The following is a 17791-nucleotide window of genomic DNA, read 5'->3' as shown; positions in this document are numbered from 1 at the left end:
GCTTATATGTTGCACCGCCGCTGAGCCGATATTCGCCCTTGAATTCATAAAACTCTCCTGTTCCGACAATCAAATGCAATCGGGGCCAAAGAGTTCCCCCTTTGGCCCCGATCGTCGAAGCGAAACAGTGCAGGAGCCGCTACTGTCCGATCGGATGACCCTCTTCGGGATGGGCGATCGCCCTGTCATTGATGGTGACCGAGTATCCGGCCGCATCGGGCGCTTTTGAGACGGAAATGCGGTAATTTCCGCCCGGCAACTCGAGATCCGCCGTAAAGCCGTCCCAGTTCGAAGGCAGCGCCGGCTTGACGAAAAGTCGGCCGTTTTTCACGCGGATACCGAGAATACCTTCGACAGCGACACGATACAGCCAGCCGGCGGACCCTGTGTACCAGGTCCAGCCGCCACGGCCGGTCAATTGTCCTTCACCGTAAATATCAGCCGCGACCACATAGGGCTCTACACGATAGGTATCGGCCTGATCACGATCGCGTGCATGGTTGACGGGGTTCAGCATGTCGAAGCAATGCCAGGCATCGTCGCCGCGGTTCATCTCCGCCAGCGCCATGACGACCCAGGTCGCGGCATGGGTATACTGGCCGCCATTCTCGCGCACGCCAGGCGGATAGGACTTGATGTAGCCCGGGTCTCGCGCCGACTTGGCAAAGGGCGGCGTGAACAGCCGGATAATGCGGTTTTCGTCGTCCACCAGCTTGTCGAGAACGGCGTTCATCGCCTTCTCGCCGCGCGCCTTGTCGCCTTCGCCGGAGAGAATGTTCCACGACTGCGCAATCGAATCGATCTGGCACTCGAAATTCTCGCTGGAGCCGAGCGGGCTGCCGTCGTCGAAATAGCCGCGGCGGTAATGGCCGCCGTCCCAACCGGCCGCTTCCAGCGCCTTGCGCAGTTCCGGCAGGTGATCGGACCAGCGCTTGGCGCGCTCCTTGTCGCCGCGTGCTTCGGCGTAGGGCAGGAAGGCGGTGAGCATGCCGGCCAGGAACCAGCCGAGCCAGACGCTTTCGCCGCGGCCCTGGATGCCGACGCGGTTCATGCCGTCGTTCCAGTCACCGCCAAGGATCAGCGGCAGGCCGTTGCCGCCCTTGCGCTTGATCGCGAGATCGAGAGCGAGAGCCGCATGTTCGTAGACACTGACTTTGTCCTGCGACACGGTGGGTTGATAGAAGACGTCATGCGTGCCGGGCATCAGCGCCGCACCTTCGACGAAGGCAAGCTCCTCGTCGAGGATCGACTTGTCGCCCGTCACGGTGCAGTACTGGTCGATCGCATAAGCCAGCCAGACGACGTCGTCCGAGATATGGGTGCGCACGCCGGCGCCGCTGCCGGGCAGCCACCAATGCTGCACGTCACCCTCGCGGAACTGACGCTGCGCCGCATTGAGGATCTGGTTGCGGGCGAGTTCCGGCTTGTGCACCAGGAATGCCAGCGTATCCTGCAGCTGGTCGCGGAAGCCGAAGGCACCCGACGACTGGTAGAAGGCGGTACGCGACATGATGCGGCAGCCGAGGCTCTGATAGGGCAGCCAGGCGTTGATCATGTTGTTCATCGCCTTGTCCGGCGTCGAGATCTTCACATGGCCGGTGAAGCCGTCCCAGAACGCGCGGCCTGCAGAAAGCACGGTCTCGAAATCGGCCTTGCGGATTTCCGAAACCAGCGCGCGGGCCTCCTCGACGGTGGCCGTGTCGCCCATGTAGAAGCAGATTTCCTTCTGCTCGCCGGCCGCGATCGTCACGTCGAAAGCCAGAGCACCGCAGGGATCGCCGTCGAGATCGGTCGAGTTCGAGAGCGCAGCGACGGTAACGACGGCTTCCGGCATCTGGATCGTGCCATGGCGGCCGATGAACTCGCGGCGGCTTGCCGAGAAGCTCGAATGCGCCTCGCTCGCCGCCATGAAGGCGGTCCGCTTGAAATAATCGATGCTGTAGGGATTGTTGGCAAACAGCGCACCCGTCTCCTCATCCAGCGTCGACAGGATGAAGGGCCTGGTCTTGTTCTGATTGGTGCCGAGCACCCATTCCGCATAATTGTAGATCCGCAACCGCCGGCTGCCGGCACCGTTGTTGCTGAGCCGCAGGCGGAAGAGCTTGACCGGGCGGTCGCGATCGACGGTCTGCGTCAACTCCAGCGCGACGCCATCCTCTTCGCTCGAGAAGACGGAATAGCCGAGACCGTGACGGGCCTCAAAGCGGACCTTCGCATTGCGCGACAGGCCGGCATAGGGCGTCATGACCTTGTTGTTGTCGAGATCGGCCACGTAGAGCGCTTCGCCCGGACGGTTGACGACCATGTCGTTGGTCCAGGGTGTCAGCTGATAGTCACGCGAATTGTGGCTCCAGGTGAAGCCGCCGCCTTCGGCGGGCACATGGAAGCCGAAGCGCTCGTTCGAGATGACGTTGATCCACGGATGCGGCGTCGACTGCCCGCCAGGCAGGCGAACGACATATTCGCGGCCGTCCTTGGAGAAACCGCCATAGCCGTTCCAAAAATCGAGATCGTCCTGCGCCTCCAGGGCGTCGGCCGCAAAGACCGACGCCTGCAGCGCCGCCGGTACGGTAAGGCGATTGACCAGCGCCGGCGCATCGGACTGCGCCGAGGCGAATAACGTCGCCGCGCGGGCGATCTGGTCGACGAGCTTGCCGTTGCGGGCATGGAAGATCACCCGCGATGCGGCAAGGATCTCCTGATAGGTCTCGTTTTCGATCTGGTCCTTGCGAACTGAGAAGATGTTCTGCCGGAGACCGTCGCCCTGATTGTGACGGACGTGCTCGACGAGCTTGTCCAGCTCGCGCTGCATGTCCTGGGCCTGCTCGACAGCGCGTTCGTTGACGATCACCAGATCGGCAGTGATGCCGCGTGAACGCAGATATTCCGCCGCCATCAGCGCTTCCCTGGCGATTTCGAGGTCGATATCGTCGTTGATGCGCAGCGTGAAGATCGGGAAATCGCCCGAGATCGTCACCGGCCAGAGTGCGGATTGCGAATGCAGACCGGCCTGCACGGTGGCGCCATCGGCGCGCAGATGCATATCCGGATAGACCAGATAGCGCGCGAGCTTCTGGAAGGCCGCCGCCTGCTGCGAGGTGACGCCGACATGGCGCATCTGCATCTGCGTGCGCGTCCAGGCCTGCGTGAGTTCGATGCCGAATGTGTCGGGATTGCGGTAGCGCTCGACGGCCTTGTCGACCTCTTCGCGGTTCGGCGCGGCCATAGTCCAGAAGATCACGCTGACCTTCTTGCCCGCGGGCACGCGCACGACGCGACGCAGCGACAGGCAGGCATCCATGGTGAAGCCGTCGGTGCCGGAAAGGGTCGTGCCCGGATCGAAAGCAGCGGCTTCCGCAAGCGTGCGGCCGCGGCCGAGGAACTTGCGGCGATCCGTTTCGAATTCGGTCGGCCGTTCCGATCCGGCATTGTCGACGACCATGTGGGCGATCGACATATCCGGCTCGTTGAAGTCGCGCTTGTTGCGCTCGGCGCGGATCACGTCGCCGCTATTGCCGATCTCGGTGCGCACGAACATGCGCGCGAAGACCGGGTGACCGGAATCGACGTCGTCACTGGCAAGCGCCGGCTCGAGATAGGAGGTCACTTCGATGAAGCGATCTTCCGTGCCCATGTTGAGCAGCGTCACGCGACGGCCTTCGGCGTCATGTTCGGTCGCGACGATGCATTCAACGTCACTGGTGAGATCGCCGACCGTCTTGCTATATTCGGCCTTTTCATCGCTGAACGAGACCTTGGTCTTCTCGCCCTCGATGCTGCGCGGCTCTGCAGTCGCCGACCACCACTGGCCGGAGGCGGTGTCGCGCAGGAAGATGAAGGTGCCCCAACGGTCTTCCGTCGGGTCGGCGCGCCAGCGCGAGACCGTCAGGCCGTTCCAGCGCGAATAGCCGGCGCCGGTCGCCGTCAGCATGACCGAATAATGGCCGTTGGAGAGGAAGGCGAGCTCGCGATCCCGCGTCGCCGGATCGGCAATCTTGCGGATTTCCGGCCGCAGCATGTCTTCCTGGATATTTGCCGGCTGGTCGCTCTCGTGCTTGGCGGCCATGACCGGAATATCGCGCGGCGCCTTTTCCTGCAGCAGCAGTTCGGCCGCCTCGATCACCGGATCGGCATGGAAGAGTTCGCGCAGGCGGCCGTTGAAGGCGACGTTGGCGATCGCGGCGATCGACATGCCGTGATGGTGCGCATAGTAGTTGTAGACAACAGCGCACTTCTTGCCTTCGGGAACGCGGGTCGGCGTGAAATCGACGGCATCGTGGAAGCCGTAGATGCCAAGCGCGCCCACCTTGCGCAGCTTCTGCAGGTTTTCCAGCGCCGCGGCCGGACGATACTGGCTGGCGAGGATGGAGGCGTAGGGCGCGATGACGGCATTCTGGCCGAGACCGCGCTTCAGGCCAAGGGAAGGCACGCCGAAATTGGTGTACTGGTAATGCATGTTATGGTCGCGGGCATTGAAGGCCGCTTCCGAGATGCCCCAGGGGATGTCGGAGCCAAGGCGCTTGGCGTAGTTCATCTGTTCCTGGACGACCAGATTGTTCGTCTGGTTAAGAATGCCGCCCTGGCGCTCCTGCATGACGAGCGGCGGCATCAGATATTCGAACATCGAGCCGGACCAGGAGACCAGCGCACCGCGCGAGCCGACGGGCACGACCTGGCGGCCGAGACGATACCAGTGCTCGGTCGGCAGATCGCCCTTGGCGATGGCGAAAAGGCTGGTCAAGCGGGCTTCGGAAGCCAGAAGGTCGTAGCAGGCCGCATCGAGCTCATTGGTTTCGACGCGGAAACCGATGGAAAGCAGGCGACGTTCCGGGCGATAGAGGAAGGCGTATTCCATGCCGAAGGCGAGTTCGCGCATTTCATCGCGCAACTTCGCCAGGCGCTGGCGCAGCGAATCGACATTGGCAAGATCGAAGATGCTGTCGGCGATATGGCCTTCGCAGACCTTGACCAGCGATTGCGACCAGGTAAGCACCTCGCCGCTCAGCGTTGACTTCACTTCATGGTCGAGGTTTGCCGCCAGCTTCTGGATGTCCTGCGCCAGAACCGAAAGGTTGATGACGCGGATGGAGGCGAACTCATGCTCGCGCTTGACGGCGGCGAGCGCGTTCTGGAAGCCGACGATACGCTCTTCCAGGCGGCGGCGCAGCGGCCGAACCGTCTTGCGGTCGTCCGGAAGCTCGGCAAGCATTTCGGCGAGAATGCCGGCGACGTCGCCGATACCGTCCAGATTGCCCTGCATATGCGCTGACGGCGCCTCCGCCCAGATACGGCAGGCGGAAGAAACCGCAATCAGGTGACCGGCGAAATTGCCGCTGTCCACAGCCGAGATATAGCGAGCGCCCATCGGCTTCATCGTATCGGTGTGATACCAGTTGCACAGGTGCCCGCGGAACTTTTCGAGCTTCGCCACGGTCGCCATGGTCTTTTCCATGCGATCGATGGTTTCCTCGAAGGACATCCAGCCGAAATGACGCGCGGAGATCACCGACAGCAGGTAGACGCCGATATTGGTTGGCGACGTGCGCGATGCCACGACGGCATTCGGGGTCTGCTGCACGTTGTCGGGCGGCAGATGGTTCTGCTGCTCGACGACGAAGGTCTCAAAGTAGCGCCAGGTACGGCGGGCGATCTTGCGCAGCTCGAAGGAAACGCTTTCCGGCACTTCAAGCCTGTCTTCAGTCTCGGCCGACTGGCTGACATACCAGGCGATCGCCGGCGACAAGACCCAGAGTAGCGCAAAGGGAATGCCGACGAAGAAGGCGTTGTCGCCGGAGAGTGAGGCAAAGGCCAGAGCCAGTAACGCCAGCACAGGCGCATGCCACATGACACGGTAGTGGCCGAGGATCGTCGTCTGTGCCGCGGCCTGGGCGCTTGCGGCGGTTCGCCATTGCAGCATCAGCTTGCGGCTGACGAAGGCGCGGTAGAGCGAACGGCCGATGGCGTCGGCCATGATGCAGGCGCTGTCGGCGATGAAGACGATACGCAGCGCGACCTGGGCATTGGCAGCGCGGATATCCGACCAGACCGTATAGAGATGGGCCCGTGCGACGATATCGCTGGTGCGCGGAATGATGCCGTTGATGAGCGACAAGGTCGGGGCGACGAACAGGCAGAAGATCAAGAGGATTTGCCAGATGAGCGCCGCCAGCGGCTCCATGAAGTACCATCCGAGAACGGATGCGAAGAACCAGGCGATCGGCGTCAGCGAACGACGCAGATTGTCCATCATCTTCCAGCGGCCAAGGCCGGTGACGCCGCGCTTCGGATTAAAGAGATAGGGAAGCAACTGCCAGTCGCCGCGCGCCCAGCGATGCTGGCGCGAGACTTCAACTTCGTAGCGGATCGGGAAATCCTCGACGAGTTCGCAATCCGTGACGAGAGCGCAGCGCGCCATCGAGCCTTCGAGCAGATCGTGGCTGAGAACCGCATTCTCCTCGATCTTGCCCTTCAGCGACGCCTCGAAGGCGTCGACATGATAGAGGCCCTTGCCGGTGAACGTGCCTTCCTCGACCAGGTCCTGATAGACGTCGGAGACGGCGAAGACGTAAGGATCGAGACCGCGATTGACCGAGAAGACGCGCTGGAACACCGACGCATCCTTGCCCGTGGTCAGCGACGGGGTGACGCGCGGCTGCAGCACGCCGTAGCCGCGCACGACGCGCTTGCTCTCGGGATCGAAGACCGGGCGGTTGGTCGGGTGATGCAGCTTGCCGACGAGCTTCGTGACCGTGTCGCGCACAAGGCGCGTATCGGAATCGAGCGTCATGACATACTGCACGTCCTTCGGCACGATGTTGGCGCCGGGCAGGAAGGTGGTATCGCGGTCGCCGCGCAGCAGCATATTTAGCTCGTGCAGCTTGCCGCGCTTGCGCTCCCAGCCCATCCAGGCGCCTTCGGCCGGATTATAGAGACGGCGGCGGTGCAGCAGATAGAAGCGCTGCGTGCCATCCTCATCATAACGCGCAGCCAGATTGGCCACTTCGCGGCGGGCGTAATCGAGGATTTCCAGATCGCGCTCGCTCTCCTCTTCCTGGCTGTCGGGCCAGTCGCTGAGCAGGGCATAGTAGATCTCGCCGCCCGGATTGGCGAGATAATGAACCTCGAGATTGCGCACGAGTTCGTCGACGCTATCGCGATTGCCGATTAGCGTCGGCACGACGACAAGCGTGCGGGCCTCTTCCGGAATGCCTTCCTTGAATTCGTAGCCGACGAGGCGCGCCGGCGTCAGATACATGGTGACGAAGAAATTGAAGAGGCCGGTCGCGCCTTCCGATGCCGGCAGCGAGAACATCAACAGCAACAGGATGGTTTCTGCCCAGCCCATGCCGGAATGCAGCATGAAGTAGCCGACGATGGCGAGCGCGACGACGGTCAGGAACAGGACCGGTGCTGCGATCGACAGCCAGTTGAGCTTGCGCCATTGGCGCACAAAGCTCACCGACAGCGGCAGACGATAACCGATCGCCTTCTCCAGCTTCTGCGTCTGCTGGCCCATGATGAAATCGCCGATATTCGGCTCATGCGGATGGCCCTCGCCCGATATCTTGACCGCCTCGGTCATCGCCATGGCGACCTGGGCGATCTCCATTTCGGTCTTTTCGGAGCGGCGGGCGAGCTTTTCGATACGGCGGCGATAGCTGTTGCGCGAGCCCGGATCGAGCTTGGCATAGTCGGTCTCGTCCCAGAGCAGCTTGTCGACGGCGCTGACCTCTTCGACCCAGACGGACCAGTCGGTGTCGTCGATCAGGCGCAGGCTCTTGATGATGTTGCCCATCGTCACATTGCCGGACGAGAGGCGATTGTGCTCGGCCATCATGACGCTTTCAGCGTCGGTTCCGGCCTCGGTCAGCCGCTTCTCAAGCCAGGTGACGGCAAGGCCGGACGTATGCGAGCCATCGCGCAGCCGATAGAGGAACTGGGTGGCGAAGGTATTGTCGGACGTGAACGGCTCGAGCGTCTTCAGGAATTCGGCGACCTTGGCGTCGTCATTGAGACGGATCAACTCATCGACGGCGGCATTTGCCTTCTTGCGGGTGAGGCGGCTCTGCTCGACGCGACTCGAAATGCGACGCAGGTTTTCGACCAGAATGTAGCGCACCAGCGAGGGAACGGCCCAAAGCTCGCCGATCTTCAGCATTTCCACCGACTGGAAGCCTTCGACCAGCGCCAGCAGGCCCTGATTGGAAACGGTGCTGTGGGTGTGGGCGACATAGAGCCACGCCAGCGCCATGGTGCGTGGCATGACCATGCCGTCGATGGTCAGCGTCTGCAGCTGGTCGTAGAACTTCTTCGGAAAGTCACGGCGGACTTCCTGAATCGCCTCTTCGATGATGTAGTGGTTGTCGAGCAGCCATTCTGCGGCCGGCGTGATCGATTCCCCGGCATCAACGTCGGCATTGGCCGAGCGGTAGACGCGCAGGATCTCTTTCTCGTTTTCCTTGTGCCGGGCGAAGAAATCGAAGGGCGCAAAGCCCGGCAACTTGGTTTTCGCGCCGTTGCGGGCAAAGGTCGCGCCGCATTCCTTTATCTGCTCGTTGGAGAAATAGGTGGCGCGGATCGCATCGTTATGATCGATCTGCTTGGCTTCAGAATCGCGCGGCGTAACGGTGGAGAGATTTTGAGATGTCATGGATTCGGGTTCTGGGTCCAAACAGAGTGAGTGGCATTGTCGCCTTTATCGTTTTTGTCCTGCCCGACACAAGAATTCACGCATTTGGACCCTTTTGCTTCGCTTCCCGGCGGGCGAAGGGGGTGAATTCGAAATGACGGCTTAGAACGAACATATAAAGGCGAAGATTTTCACGAGGCGTTTTTAAAGATTACGGCGACTAATTCGTCATCATCCAAAAAGGTGTCCGTGAAACTGGATACGCGGCCAAATGGTTCCGGCAGCGATCCGCACACGTCAGCGACAATCGATCAAGGTCATGAGGCATTCTCCCTGGGCTGATTCATCCCATTTTGGAAATTCAGCATGGTTCGGCATATTGAACCCTCAATATCCCGCAGAAGATGAACTTAAACTGAACCCTCTAAAAAGATTCGCAAATTCCTGTCGGGACGTCTGGTTTTCGAAACGGTTCACAAGCTGATTGCTTGGCTGCCGATCGCCTACGCACGAACATACTGAGCTCAAACCCTTTGGCTCCAACCGCCGCCCCATGGAACGGTCCTGCTCACAATCGAGGGAAATACGCGGCGCACAGGAGCCTTTTGGCTTCCTCCGCGCGCCAGACCATGACCGCGCCAACGGCCTCCCCAATGCCCTTCTATTTGCGTGAAGCTTACCGTTTCTGCGCGGCATATTCCATCGGCCGGGCAAATTTTCTTTGCCCAGCGAAGGTCTGTCAGCGGGAAAAGAGAGAGTTGCGATGAAATGGAACTGGGTTTCGGACAGGCCGGGCCGCGCAGGGGCGTCCGGCATTCCAGCTCCGCACGGCCCTCGGCAGCGCTATCAAAGCAGCAAGCAGGACCATCCTGTGCGGGTGGCATGGGTTGCCGCCCCGCAAAACATCGTACTTAGCCGACGATGCCGCAAACGATGGCCGCAACGAACAGGAATGCGGCGGAGAAAAGGACGACATGGATCGCCATCTGTATCTTCTGCCGCGTCTTAGCGGCGCGCTTGGAACCATCGAACTGATTCACATGCGTATTCGCAATACCCAAATTCGCCATGTGTCGCCTCCGTTCGTTTCTTATATGTCTCTCAGGTCGAGCCCGGGACGGATATTCATATATTTCCTATCAACTAGGTAGAGATGAATTTCCGTCCAGCACACGAGCTGAGAAAAATTAAACCACTGGATTTCGAGGACCCGAAAGATCGGCAATGCCAATTCAGCAGAGAATGCGGCGGGCCCAAATCAAACTGCGCTCGATGGCGCTGCTGTCGGCAGCCTGCTCTTCGGCAGGAGCCGACTGGCGGCGGCTGTTTTCATCGGAAAGAGAGGCGGACCGTGCACCTTCCTGCTTCACCGGCACCGGCGGATGAAGATAGCCCATGGTCATGCCACCCATGAAAAACATGCCTGCCTCCACTTAACATATGACCCTTGATCGGGATCACGAAAGTTAACTGCCATTAACGAGATCATGACAGAATTGCGGCGGGTGTCAATAGTCTATACGATTGGTCGTGTTTAACGGGCCTATTCGTTAACGCGCTGAAGGCATTAGGCGTCGCCCGCTCAGGCGCGGACGAACCCCTTGCTGGCGACCATCAGATTGCGCGTGTAGTCTTGCCTGACGTCGCCCGCCGCCAGCTCCTTCGCCGTCAATCTTTCGACGACGGCGCCATTGCGCATGACGGCCAGGCGCTCGCACATATGCGTGACGACGCCGAGATCGTGGCTAACCATCACGAATGTCAGATTGCGGTCCTTACGCACCTGTTCGAGCAGATTGAGCACCTCGGCCTGGACGGAGGCATCGAGCGCCGAAGTCGGCTCGTCGAGCAGCAGTATGGACGGCTCAACGATCAGCGCGCGGGCGATCGCAACCCGCTGACGCTGGCCGCCGGACAGCTGGTGCGGATAGCGGAAGCGGAAACCGGAGCCGAGGCCGACTTCGTCCAGCGCTCTCGCAATGCGCGTCTCGCCGTCGCCGATCCCGTGGATCGCCAGTGGCTCTAGGAGCAGCCGGTCGATCGTCTGGCGCGGATGCAGGGAACCGTAAGGGTCCTGAAACACCATCTGCACCTGACGATAGAAGGTCTTGCTGCGCTTGGCACCCTTCAACTGCTCGCCGCCGACGCGGATGGCGCCATCGGTGACGGGCGCAAGGCCGGCGACGGCGCGCAGCAGCGTCGATTTGCCGGAGCCGGACTCGCCGACTAGACCGAAGGATTCGCCCTTGTTCACCTCGATACCGACGGCATCGAGGGCATAGTAGCCATCATAGACGACGCTGAGGCCATCAACTGCAAGTGCCGCCGTCATGCCGCCCACTCCGGCTTGCGGTCGAGCACCGGCAGTGGATGCCGGCTTTCGCCGATGATGGGCATGCAGTTCAGCAGGCCGCGAGTATAGGGATGCTGTGCATTGCTCAATTCGGAAGCCTTCAGCTCTTCCACCACCTTGCCTGCATACATGACGATTACGCGGTCGCAGAAGGACGACACCAGCCGCAGGTCGTGCGAGACGAAAATCAGCCCCATGCCGCGCTCGGAGACGAGCTTGTCCATGATCTCAAGCACATCGAGCTGCACCGTGACGTCGAGAGCTGAGGTCGGTTCGTCGGCAATCAGCAGCTCCGGCCCGGCGATCAGCATCATAGCGATCATGACGCGCTGGCCCATGCCGCCGGAGACTTCGTGCGGATGCAGGTCGTAGACGCGGCCGGGATCGCGGATCTGCACCGCTTCCAGCATGGCCATGGCACGGTCGCGCGCCTCCGCCCTGCTCACCTTCTCATGCGTACGGAGCGTTTCGGTGATCTGCCGGCCGATAGTCATGACGGGATCGAGCGAGTATTTCGGGTCCTGCAGCACCATGGCGATGCGCTTGCCGCGCAGCGACCGGCGCTCCCTCGCCGAAACAGACAATAGGTCGATACCATTGAAATTCAGCCTGTCGGCGGTGATGAGCGCATGCGGCGGCGTCAGCCCCATGATGGCGCGGCCCGTTTGCGATTTGCCGGAGCCGCTCTCGCCGACGATACCCAGCCGCTCGCGGCCGAGCGTGAACGAGACGCCACGCACGGCTTCGATGATACCCGTGCGTGTCGGATAGCGAACCCTGAGGTTCTCCACGGTCAAAAGTGTCGTCATTGCCCGCTCTCCTTCGGGTCGAGCGCGTCGCGCAGGCCATCGCCGAGCAGGTTGAAGCCGAGGCTGACGATGAGGATCGCGATGCCGGGCATGGCCGCCACCCACCATTGATCGAGATAGTATTTGAAGCCGCTTGCAATCATGACGCCCCATTCCGGCAACGGGGGCTGCGCACCGAGACCAAGGAAGCCGAGACCGGCAGCCGTCAGGATCACGCCTGCCATGTCGAGCGTGACGCGGACGATTACCGAGGAGATGCAGAGCGGCATGATGTGGCGGAAGATGATGCGCAGAGGCGAGGCGCCCATGAGCTGCACGGCGGCGATGTAGTCTGAATGCCGTACCGTCATCGTCTCCGCCCGCGCCAGACGCGCATAGGGCGGCCATGAGGTGATGGCGATGGCGATGACAGCGTTCTCGATGCCGGCCCCGAGCGCGCCGGCAAAGGCGAGTGCCAGCACCAGCTTCGGAAAGGCGAGAAAGATATCAGTGATGCGCATCAGGATCGTGTCGATCCAGCCGCCCGTATAGCCGGACACCATGCCGATGATCAGCCCGATCGGCGCCGATATGATCGCGACCAGGACGACGATATAGAGAGTCCAGCGCGAACCATAGATGAGGCGCGAAAGGATATCGCGCCCGAGGTCGTCGGTGCCGAGAAGATAGCCCGGCGTGCCGGGCGGCTTCAGATAGGCATTGGTGAGATCGCCGATGACAGGCGAATGCGGCGCAATTACATCGGCGAGCGCCGCCACGAGCACGAGCCCAACGATGATCAGAAGACCAATGACGGCGAGACGATTGGCGGAGAACTGCCGCCAGGTGACGTAGGCACGCCCTAGTCTCGCCTGCCGGCGCGACTGCGGCCGGTCGGACAGCAGCCAGTCCCTCAAGCTGGGTTGGGTGATCTCAACTGTCATTTACGCCGGGTCCTTGGGTCCAGGGTCCGATACAGAAGATCGGAAATCAGATTGATGCCGATGAAAACCGTACCGACGACGATGGTGCCGCCGAGAACGGCATTCATGTCGGCGTTGCGCAGCGAACTGGTGATATAGAAGCCAATGCCCGGCCAGGAGAATACGATCTCCGTCAGCACGGAGCCCTCGAGCAGTCCGGCATAGGAAAGAGCAATCACAGTGATTAGCGGCACCATGGCGCTGCGAAGGGCATGTCCCCAGATAACCCGCGTTTCTGAAAGCCCCTTGGCGCGGGCGGCGACGATATATTCCTGGCCGAGCTCGTTCAGCATGAAACTGCGCGTCATGCGGCTGATATAGGCAAGCGAGAAATAACCGAGTAGCGACGCCGGCAGGATGATATGGCGGAAGACGTCCCAGAAGACGTCCCATTGCCCCTGCATGGCGCTGTCGAGCAGGAAGAAACCGGTGATCGGCGTGAAGGTGTATTCATAGGCGATGTCGATGCGACCGGGATAGGCCACCCAGCCCAGCTTCGCATAGAAGATGACGAGCGAAACCATCGCCAGCCAGAAGACTGGCACCGAATAGCCGACGAGGCCGATGACGCGCACGATCTGGTCGATGATGCTGTTGCGGCGCACGGCGGCAAGAACACCGAAGGGGACGCCGAAAACCGCGCCGATGATCGTGCCGACCGTGGCAAGCTCCATCGTCGCAGGAAAGACGCGCCGGATATCGTCCATGACCGGGTTGGTCGTCAGCACGGAGGTGCCGAAATCGCCGGTGAGCGCGCTCACCAGATAGAAATAGAATTGCAGATAGAGCGGCTGGTCGAGATGCATCTCGCGCCGCAGACGCTCCAGCACCTGCGTCGGCGCATGGTCGCCGGCAATCGCCAGCGCCGGATCGATCGGGATGACCCTCCCGATGAAGAAGGTGACGGCCAGAAGGCCGAGATAGGTCGTGACGGCCACGACGAGGAATCGCAGCAGACCCATGAAAAAGGGAGCGGCACGGCCCTTCTTGGGCCGCACCTGCATTTTTCGTTCGACAGTGCTCAAAGAACTAGTCCCGCCGGATCATCACTTAGAGATCGGCCAGACGAAGTTGGTGTCGAAGCTCGGACCGAGCTTGAAATCCTTGATATCCTTGCGATACCCGGCGACTTCCGTCTGCTGGTAGAGGAAGACGAAGGGGCTGGCCTCCAGATATTTCTTCTGGATTTCCCGGTACATGGCTGCACGCTTGTCGGTATCGACCTCGAACAGCGCCGCCTTCGTTTCCTTGTCGAGCTCCGGCGTCGTCCAAGCGTTGCGCCAGGCAAGCGTCTTGTTGGTGCCCGCGTCGGAATTGTCGGGATTGTTCGTGAACGTATCGGCGTTGGAATGGGGGTCCCAATAGTCGTTGCCCCACTGGCCGTAGTAGATGTCGTGATTGCGGGCGCGGTACTTGGTCAGCTTCTGCTTGCCGTCGCCCGGAATGATCTCAACTTTGATCCCGGCCTGGCCAAGCGTCTGCTGGATCGCGGTGGCGATGCCGGTGTCCGGCTCGATGCTGCGCGCGTCCATGGTCACCGAGAAGCCGTTCGGCAGGCCGGCTTTGGCCAATAATTCCTTCGCCTTGGCGACGTCGAGCTTGAACGGATTTTCGTCCAGCGCGCCGAGCAGGCCCTTCGGCTCGAAGGTCTGGTGGATTTCGCCGACACCCTTAATCAGGGTCTTGCCGATGGCATCATAGTCGACCAGATACTTGAACGCCTGCTGCACTTCCGGCTTGGCAAGGTTCGGATTCTTCTGATTGAGGCTGATGTAATAGATCGTGCCCTTCGGCGCATTGGTAGAGGCAAGCTGCGGGTTCTTCTCGACGGCAGCAAGATCGGTCGGCGAGAGATTGCGGGCGATATCGATATCGCCGTTCTCCAGCGCCAAGCGCTGCGCCGAGCTTTCCTTCATGAAGCGGTAGATGACGCGGGCAAGCTTCGGCTTGTCGCCGTAATAATTGTCATTGCGCTCAAGCACGACGGCTTCGTTGGCGCGCCATTCGCGCAGCTTGAAGGGGCCGGAACCGGCAAAGCCAGTCTTCAGCCAGCTATTGCCGAAGTCGTTGTCATATTTGTAGTCGGCCGATGGCGTTGCCGGCTTGACGTGCTGTAGGACCAGCTTCTTGTCGACCACTTCGGCGACCGTCGCCGTCAGGCAGTTCAGCACGAAGCTCGGCGCATAGGGCTTGTCGACGGTGAAGGTGAAGGTGTTCGGGTCGGTCGCCTTGGCCTTTTCCGTCACATTGTCGCCGGTAAGGCCGAACTGGGTGAGAATGAAGGCCGGGCTCTTGTCGAGCTTGACGACGCGCTCGAAGGACCAGGCAACGTCCTCGGCGGTGACCGGATTGCCGGAAGCGAACTTCAGGCCGGGCTTCAGCTTGAACGTGTAGGTGAGGTGGTCGTCGGAGACGGACCAGCTCTCGGCAAGGTCACCCTTGATCTTCGAGGTGTCGTTGATGTCGAGGCGCACGAGCAGGCTGTAGGTGTTGCCGGTGATTTCGGCAGCGGACAATTCGTAGGCCTCGGCCGGGTCCATGCTCAGAATGTCATCGAAGGCAAAGCCTTCGACCAGCGTATCCTTGGGCGTCGCAGCATATGCGTTCGGCGTCGCCATCAGCAGAAGCGAAAGAGCCGCCCCGGCGGAAAGCGCGCGGAAACCGCGGTTCATCTTGGTAATCATCATTGTTTTCATTCCCCTTTTTTAAACTCTACGCAATATTCAGGACGCACTCTAACGGCTGCCTTCCTTCCAGGCGGACGCCAGGACGCGAAGCCAGTTCTCCCTACACAGCTTTACAAGATCGGCTTCACCATAACCAACGTTCCGAAGAGCGGCAATCAGGTTTTGGTTGCCGGCCGCATCGCCGATTTCAGCGGGAATCGTCGCACCATCAAAGTCCGATCCGAGGCCGACGCAGTCGATGCCGACGCGGCTGACCAGATGATCCACATGCCGCACCATCGCCTCGATCGGCGTATCCGCATCCGAGCGCGCATCCTCGCGCAACATCGCCGTCGCATAGTTGAGGCCGACAATGCCGCGGCTCTCCTTGATGGCGTCGAGCTGCTTGTCGGTGAGGTTGCGCGCGACCGGCGTCAGCGCATGCGCGTTGGAATGGCTCGCGACCAGCGGCTGGTCCGAGGTCTTCGCCACGTCCCAGAAGCCTTTTTCGGTGATGTGGGCAAGATCGATGAGGATGCCGAGCCGGTTGCATGCGCGCACCAGCGCGAAGCCGGCCTCGGTAAGGCCAGGTCCGGTATCCGGCGAGCTCGGATAAGCGAAGGGCACGCCATGGGCAAAGACGTTGTTGCGGCTCCAGACGGGACCGAGCGAGCGCAGGCCGGCGGCGTAAAAGGTTTCGAGTGCTGCGAGATCGGCATCGATGGCTTCGCAGCCTTCCATATGCATGACGGCAGCAAAGACACCGTTCTCCACACAGCGGCGGATTTCAGCGGTGGAGCGGCAGAGCTTCCAGGCGCCTTCGCGATCGAGTCGCAGCGCGATCGCCGCCATTTCCAGCGCGATATCGAGGGACGGCGCGCGCTCCAACGGCACCGCCAGTGGCGTGGCATAGTGGCCATTGCCATCCGGCTCGGCAAAGACGAGATCACCAGATGGAATGTAGATGGCGCAAAGGCCGCCGGCCAAGCCACCGGCCTTGGACCGGGGCGCATCGATATGGCCGCTCGTCGTCCCATCCCTGAATTCGGCGATCGGATCGGCGCCGTCGCGAGCATTATGCCAGAGTCTCAGGAGAACATCGTTGTGACCATCGAATACGGCTTGCATTTTCTATCCCGGGTGAAGCGCTCGGGTGGAGCGAATGGAAAGCGGCCAGAATAGAAAAGCTGACAGGATTCGCCATACCCAAATGAAAAAAATTTGCATTTGCATGGAATAGCATCGTCAAGCAGAAAAGGCGGGATAAAAATCCCGCCTTGAGAGCATGCTTTAGAACGCTGACGATGTGTCGGGCATTTCAGCGCTTGGCCCGCTTCTTCTGGCGGTAGACGTCGATTGCCACGGCCGCAACGATGATGAAGCCCTTGGCGATTTCCTGGTAATAGGCATCGACGTTGAGGAAGGTGAAGCCGGAGATCATCACGCCGAGGATGACCGTGCCGATCACGGTGCCGGCGATGCGGCCGACGCCGCCGGTGAGCGACGTGCCGCCGATGACGGCAGCCGCGATCGCATCCAGCTCGTAGTTGACGCCCATGCCGGCCTGCGCCGTCTGCACGCGGGCGGCGGTGATGATACCGGCAAGACCGGCCAGAAGCCCTGCAATGGCATAGACTTTGACCAGATGTCCCTCGACATTGATGCCCGAAACGCGCGCCGCCTGCAGATTGGCACCGATCGCATAGGTAAACTTGCCGTAACGCGTGTAGCGCAGCACGATATGGAAGGCGATCGCGATGATCAGGAAGACGACGACGGGCCAGATGCCGGAGCCAATGAAATTGAACTGGTCGGTCAGGCCCGAGATCGGCTGGCCCTTGGTATAGAGCTTCGAAAGGCCACGAGCCGAGACCATCATGCCGAGGGTTGCGATGAAGGGAGGAATCTTCGTCTTCGTGATCAGCTGGCCGTTGATATAGCCGGCCAAAAGCCCGAGCAGCAGGCCGACACCGATCGGCACGAAGAAAGGCATGTCGGTCAGTGCCGGATAAACGGCCCTCGCCCATGTCGACGACTGAGCGAAGCTCGCCGCGACCATGGCGGTCAGGCCGACGACGGAACCCGATGACAGATCGATGCCGCCTGTTATGATGACCTGCGTCACGCCGACCGAGATGATGCCGATGACGGAGACCTGCAGAATCATGATCTTCAGGCGCTGCAGGTTCATCAGGAAGCTCTGCCCCACGAAGATCCAGCCAAGGATCTCACAGAGGAGCGCAATGCCGATCAGCACCAGGAAGATGCCGAGTTCGGGCGGCACACGGCGACGTCTTGGCCGTGTGACTGCCGGGGCGGTCGCATCTGCAACTTTGCTAACCATGGTTCAATCCTCCCTTGCGATGATTGGC

At 61.0% G+C, this 17791-nt stretch carries 10 protein-coding genes; all 10 read right to left on the bottom strand.

Going from position 1 to position 17791, the window contains the following annotated elements:
• Positions 1–139 precede the first annotated feature (139 nt).
• Complete coding sequence (locus HGP16_RS09155; protein ID WP_168839707.1) at positions 140–8650, bottom strand: GH36-type glycosyl hydrolase domain-containing protein; 8511 nt, start codon at positions 8648–8650, stop codon at positions 140–142.
• An 890-nt stretch (positions 8651–9540) separates the two neighbouring features.
• A complete protein-coding gene (locus HGP16_RS09150) occupies positions 9541–9699 on the bottom strand; it encodes a hypothetical protein (protein WP_168839706.1) in 159 nt (52 codons plus the stop codon).
• Between the two features lie 162 nt (positions 9700–9861).
• Entirely contained in the window at positions 9862–10050 is a 189-nt protein-coding gene (locus HGP16_RS09145; RefSeq protein WP_168839705.1) for a hypothetical protein, read from the bottom strand.
• Between the two features lie 161 nt (positions 10051–10211).
• Entirely contained in the window at positions 10212–10961 is a 750-nt protein-coding gene (locus HGP16_RS09140) for an ABC transporter ATP-binding protein (protein ID WP_168839704.1), read from the bottom strand.
• Complete coding sequence (locus HGP16_RS09135; protein ID WP_168839703.1) at positions 10958–11791, bottom strand: ABC transporter ATP-binding protein; 834 nt, start codon at positions 11789–11791, stop codon at positions 10958–10960. Before HGP16_RS09135 ends, HGP16_RS09140 begins: the two co-directional genes overlap by 4 nt.
• Complete coding sequence (locus HGP16_RS09130) at positions 11788–12714, bottom strand: ABC transporter permease (RefSeq protein ID WP_168839702.1); 927 nt, start codon at positions 12712–12714, stop codon at positions 11788–11790. Before HGP16_RS09130 ends, HGP16_RS09135 begins: the two co-directional genes overlap by 4 nt.
• Positions 12711–13778 carry an ABC transporter permease gene (locus HGP16_RS09125; protein ID WP_168839701.1) on the bottom strand — a complete coding sequence of 356 codons (1068 nt, stop codon included), beginning with the start codon at positions 13776–13778 and terminating at the stop codon, positions 12711–12713. The genes HGP16_RS09130 and HGP16_RS09125 overlap by 4 nt, the downstream gene beginning before the upstream one ends.
• A 21-nt stretch (positions 13779–13799) precedes the next feature.
• A complete protein-coding gene (locus tag HGP16_RS09120; protein WP_168839700.1) occupies positions 13800–15440 on the bottom strand; it encodes an ABC transporter substrate-binding protein in 1641 nt (546 codons plus the stop codon).
• 48 nt (positions 15441–15488) lie between these two features.
• Entirely contained in the window at positions 15489–16547 is a 1059-nt protein-coding gene (locus HGP16_RS09115) for a dipeptidase (protein WP_168839699.1), read from the bottom strand.
• Between the two features lie 190 nt (positions 16548–16737).
• Positions 16738–17763 carry an ABC transporter permease gene (locus HGP16_RS09110; RefSeq protein WP_168839698.1) on the bottom strand — a complete coding sequence of 342 codons (1026 nt, stop codon included), beginning with the start codon at positions 17761–17763 and terminating at the stop codon, positions 16738–16740.
• Positions 17764–17791 lie beyond the last annotated feature (28 nt).

Origin of the sequence: Rhizobium sp. P40RR-XXII (genome assembly GCF_012641405.1) — a bacterium.
GTDB lineage: Bacteria > Pseudomonadota > Alphaproteobacteria > Rhizobiales > Rhizobiaceae > Rhizobium.
This window is presented reverse-complemented; position numbering and strand designations above follow the sequence as displayed.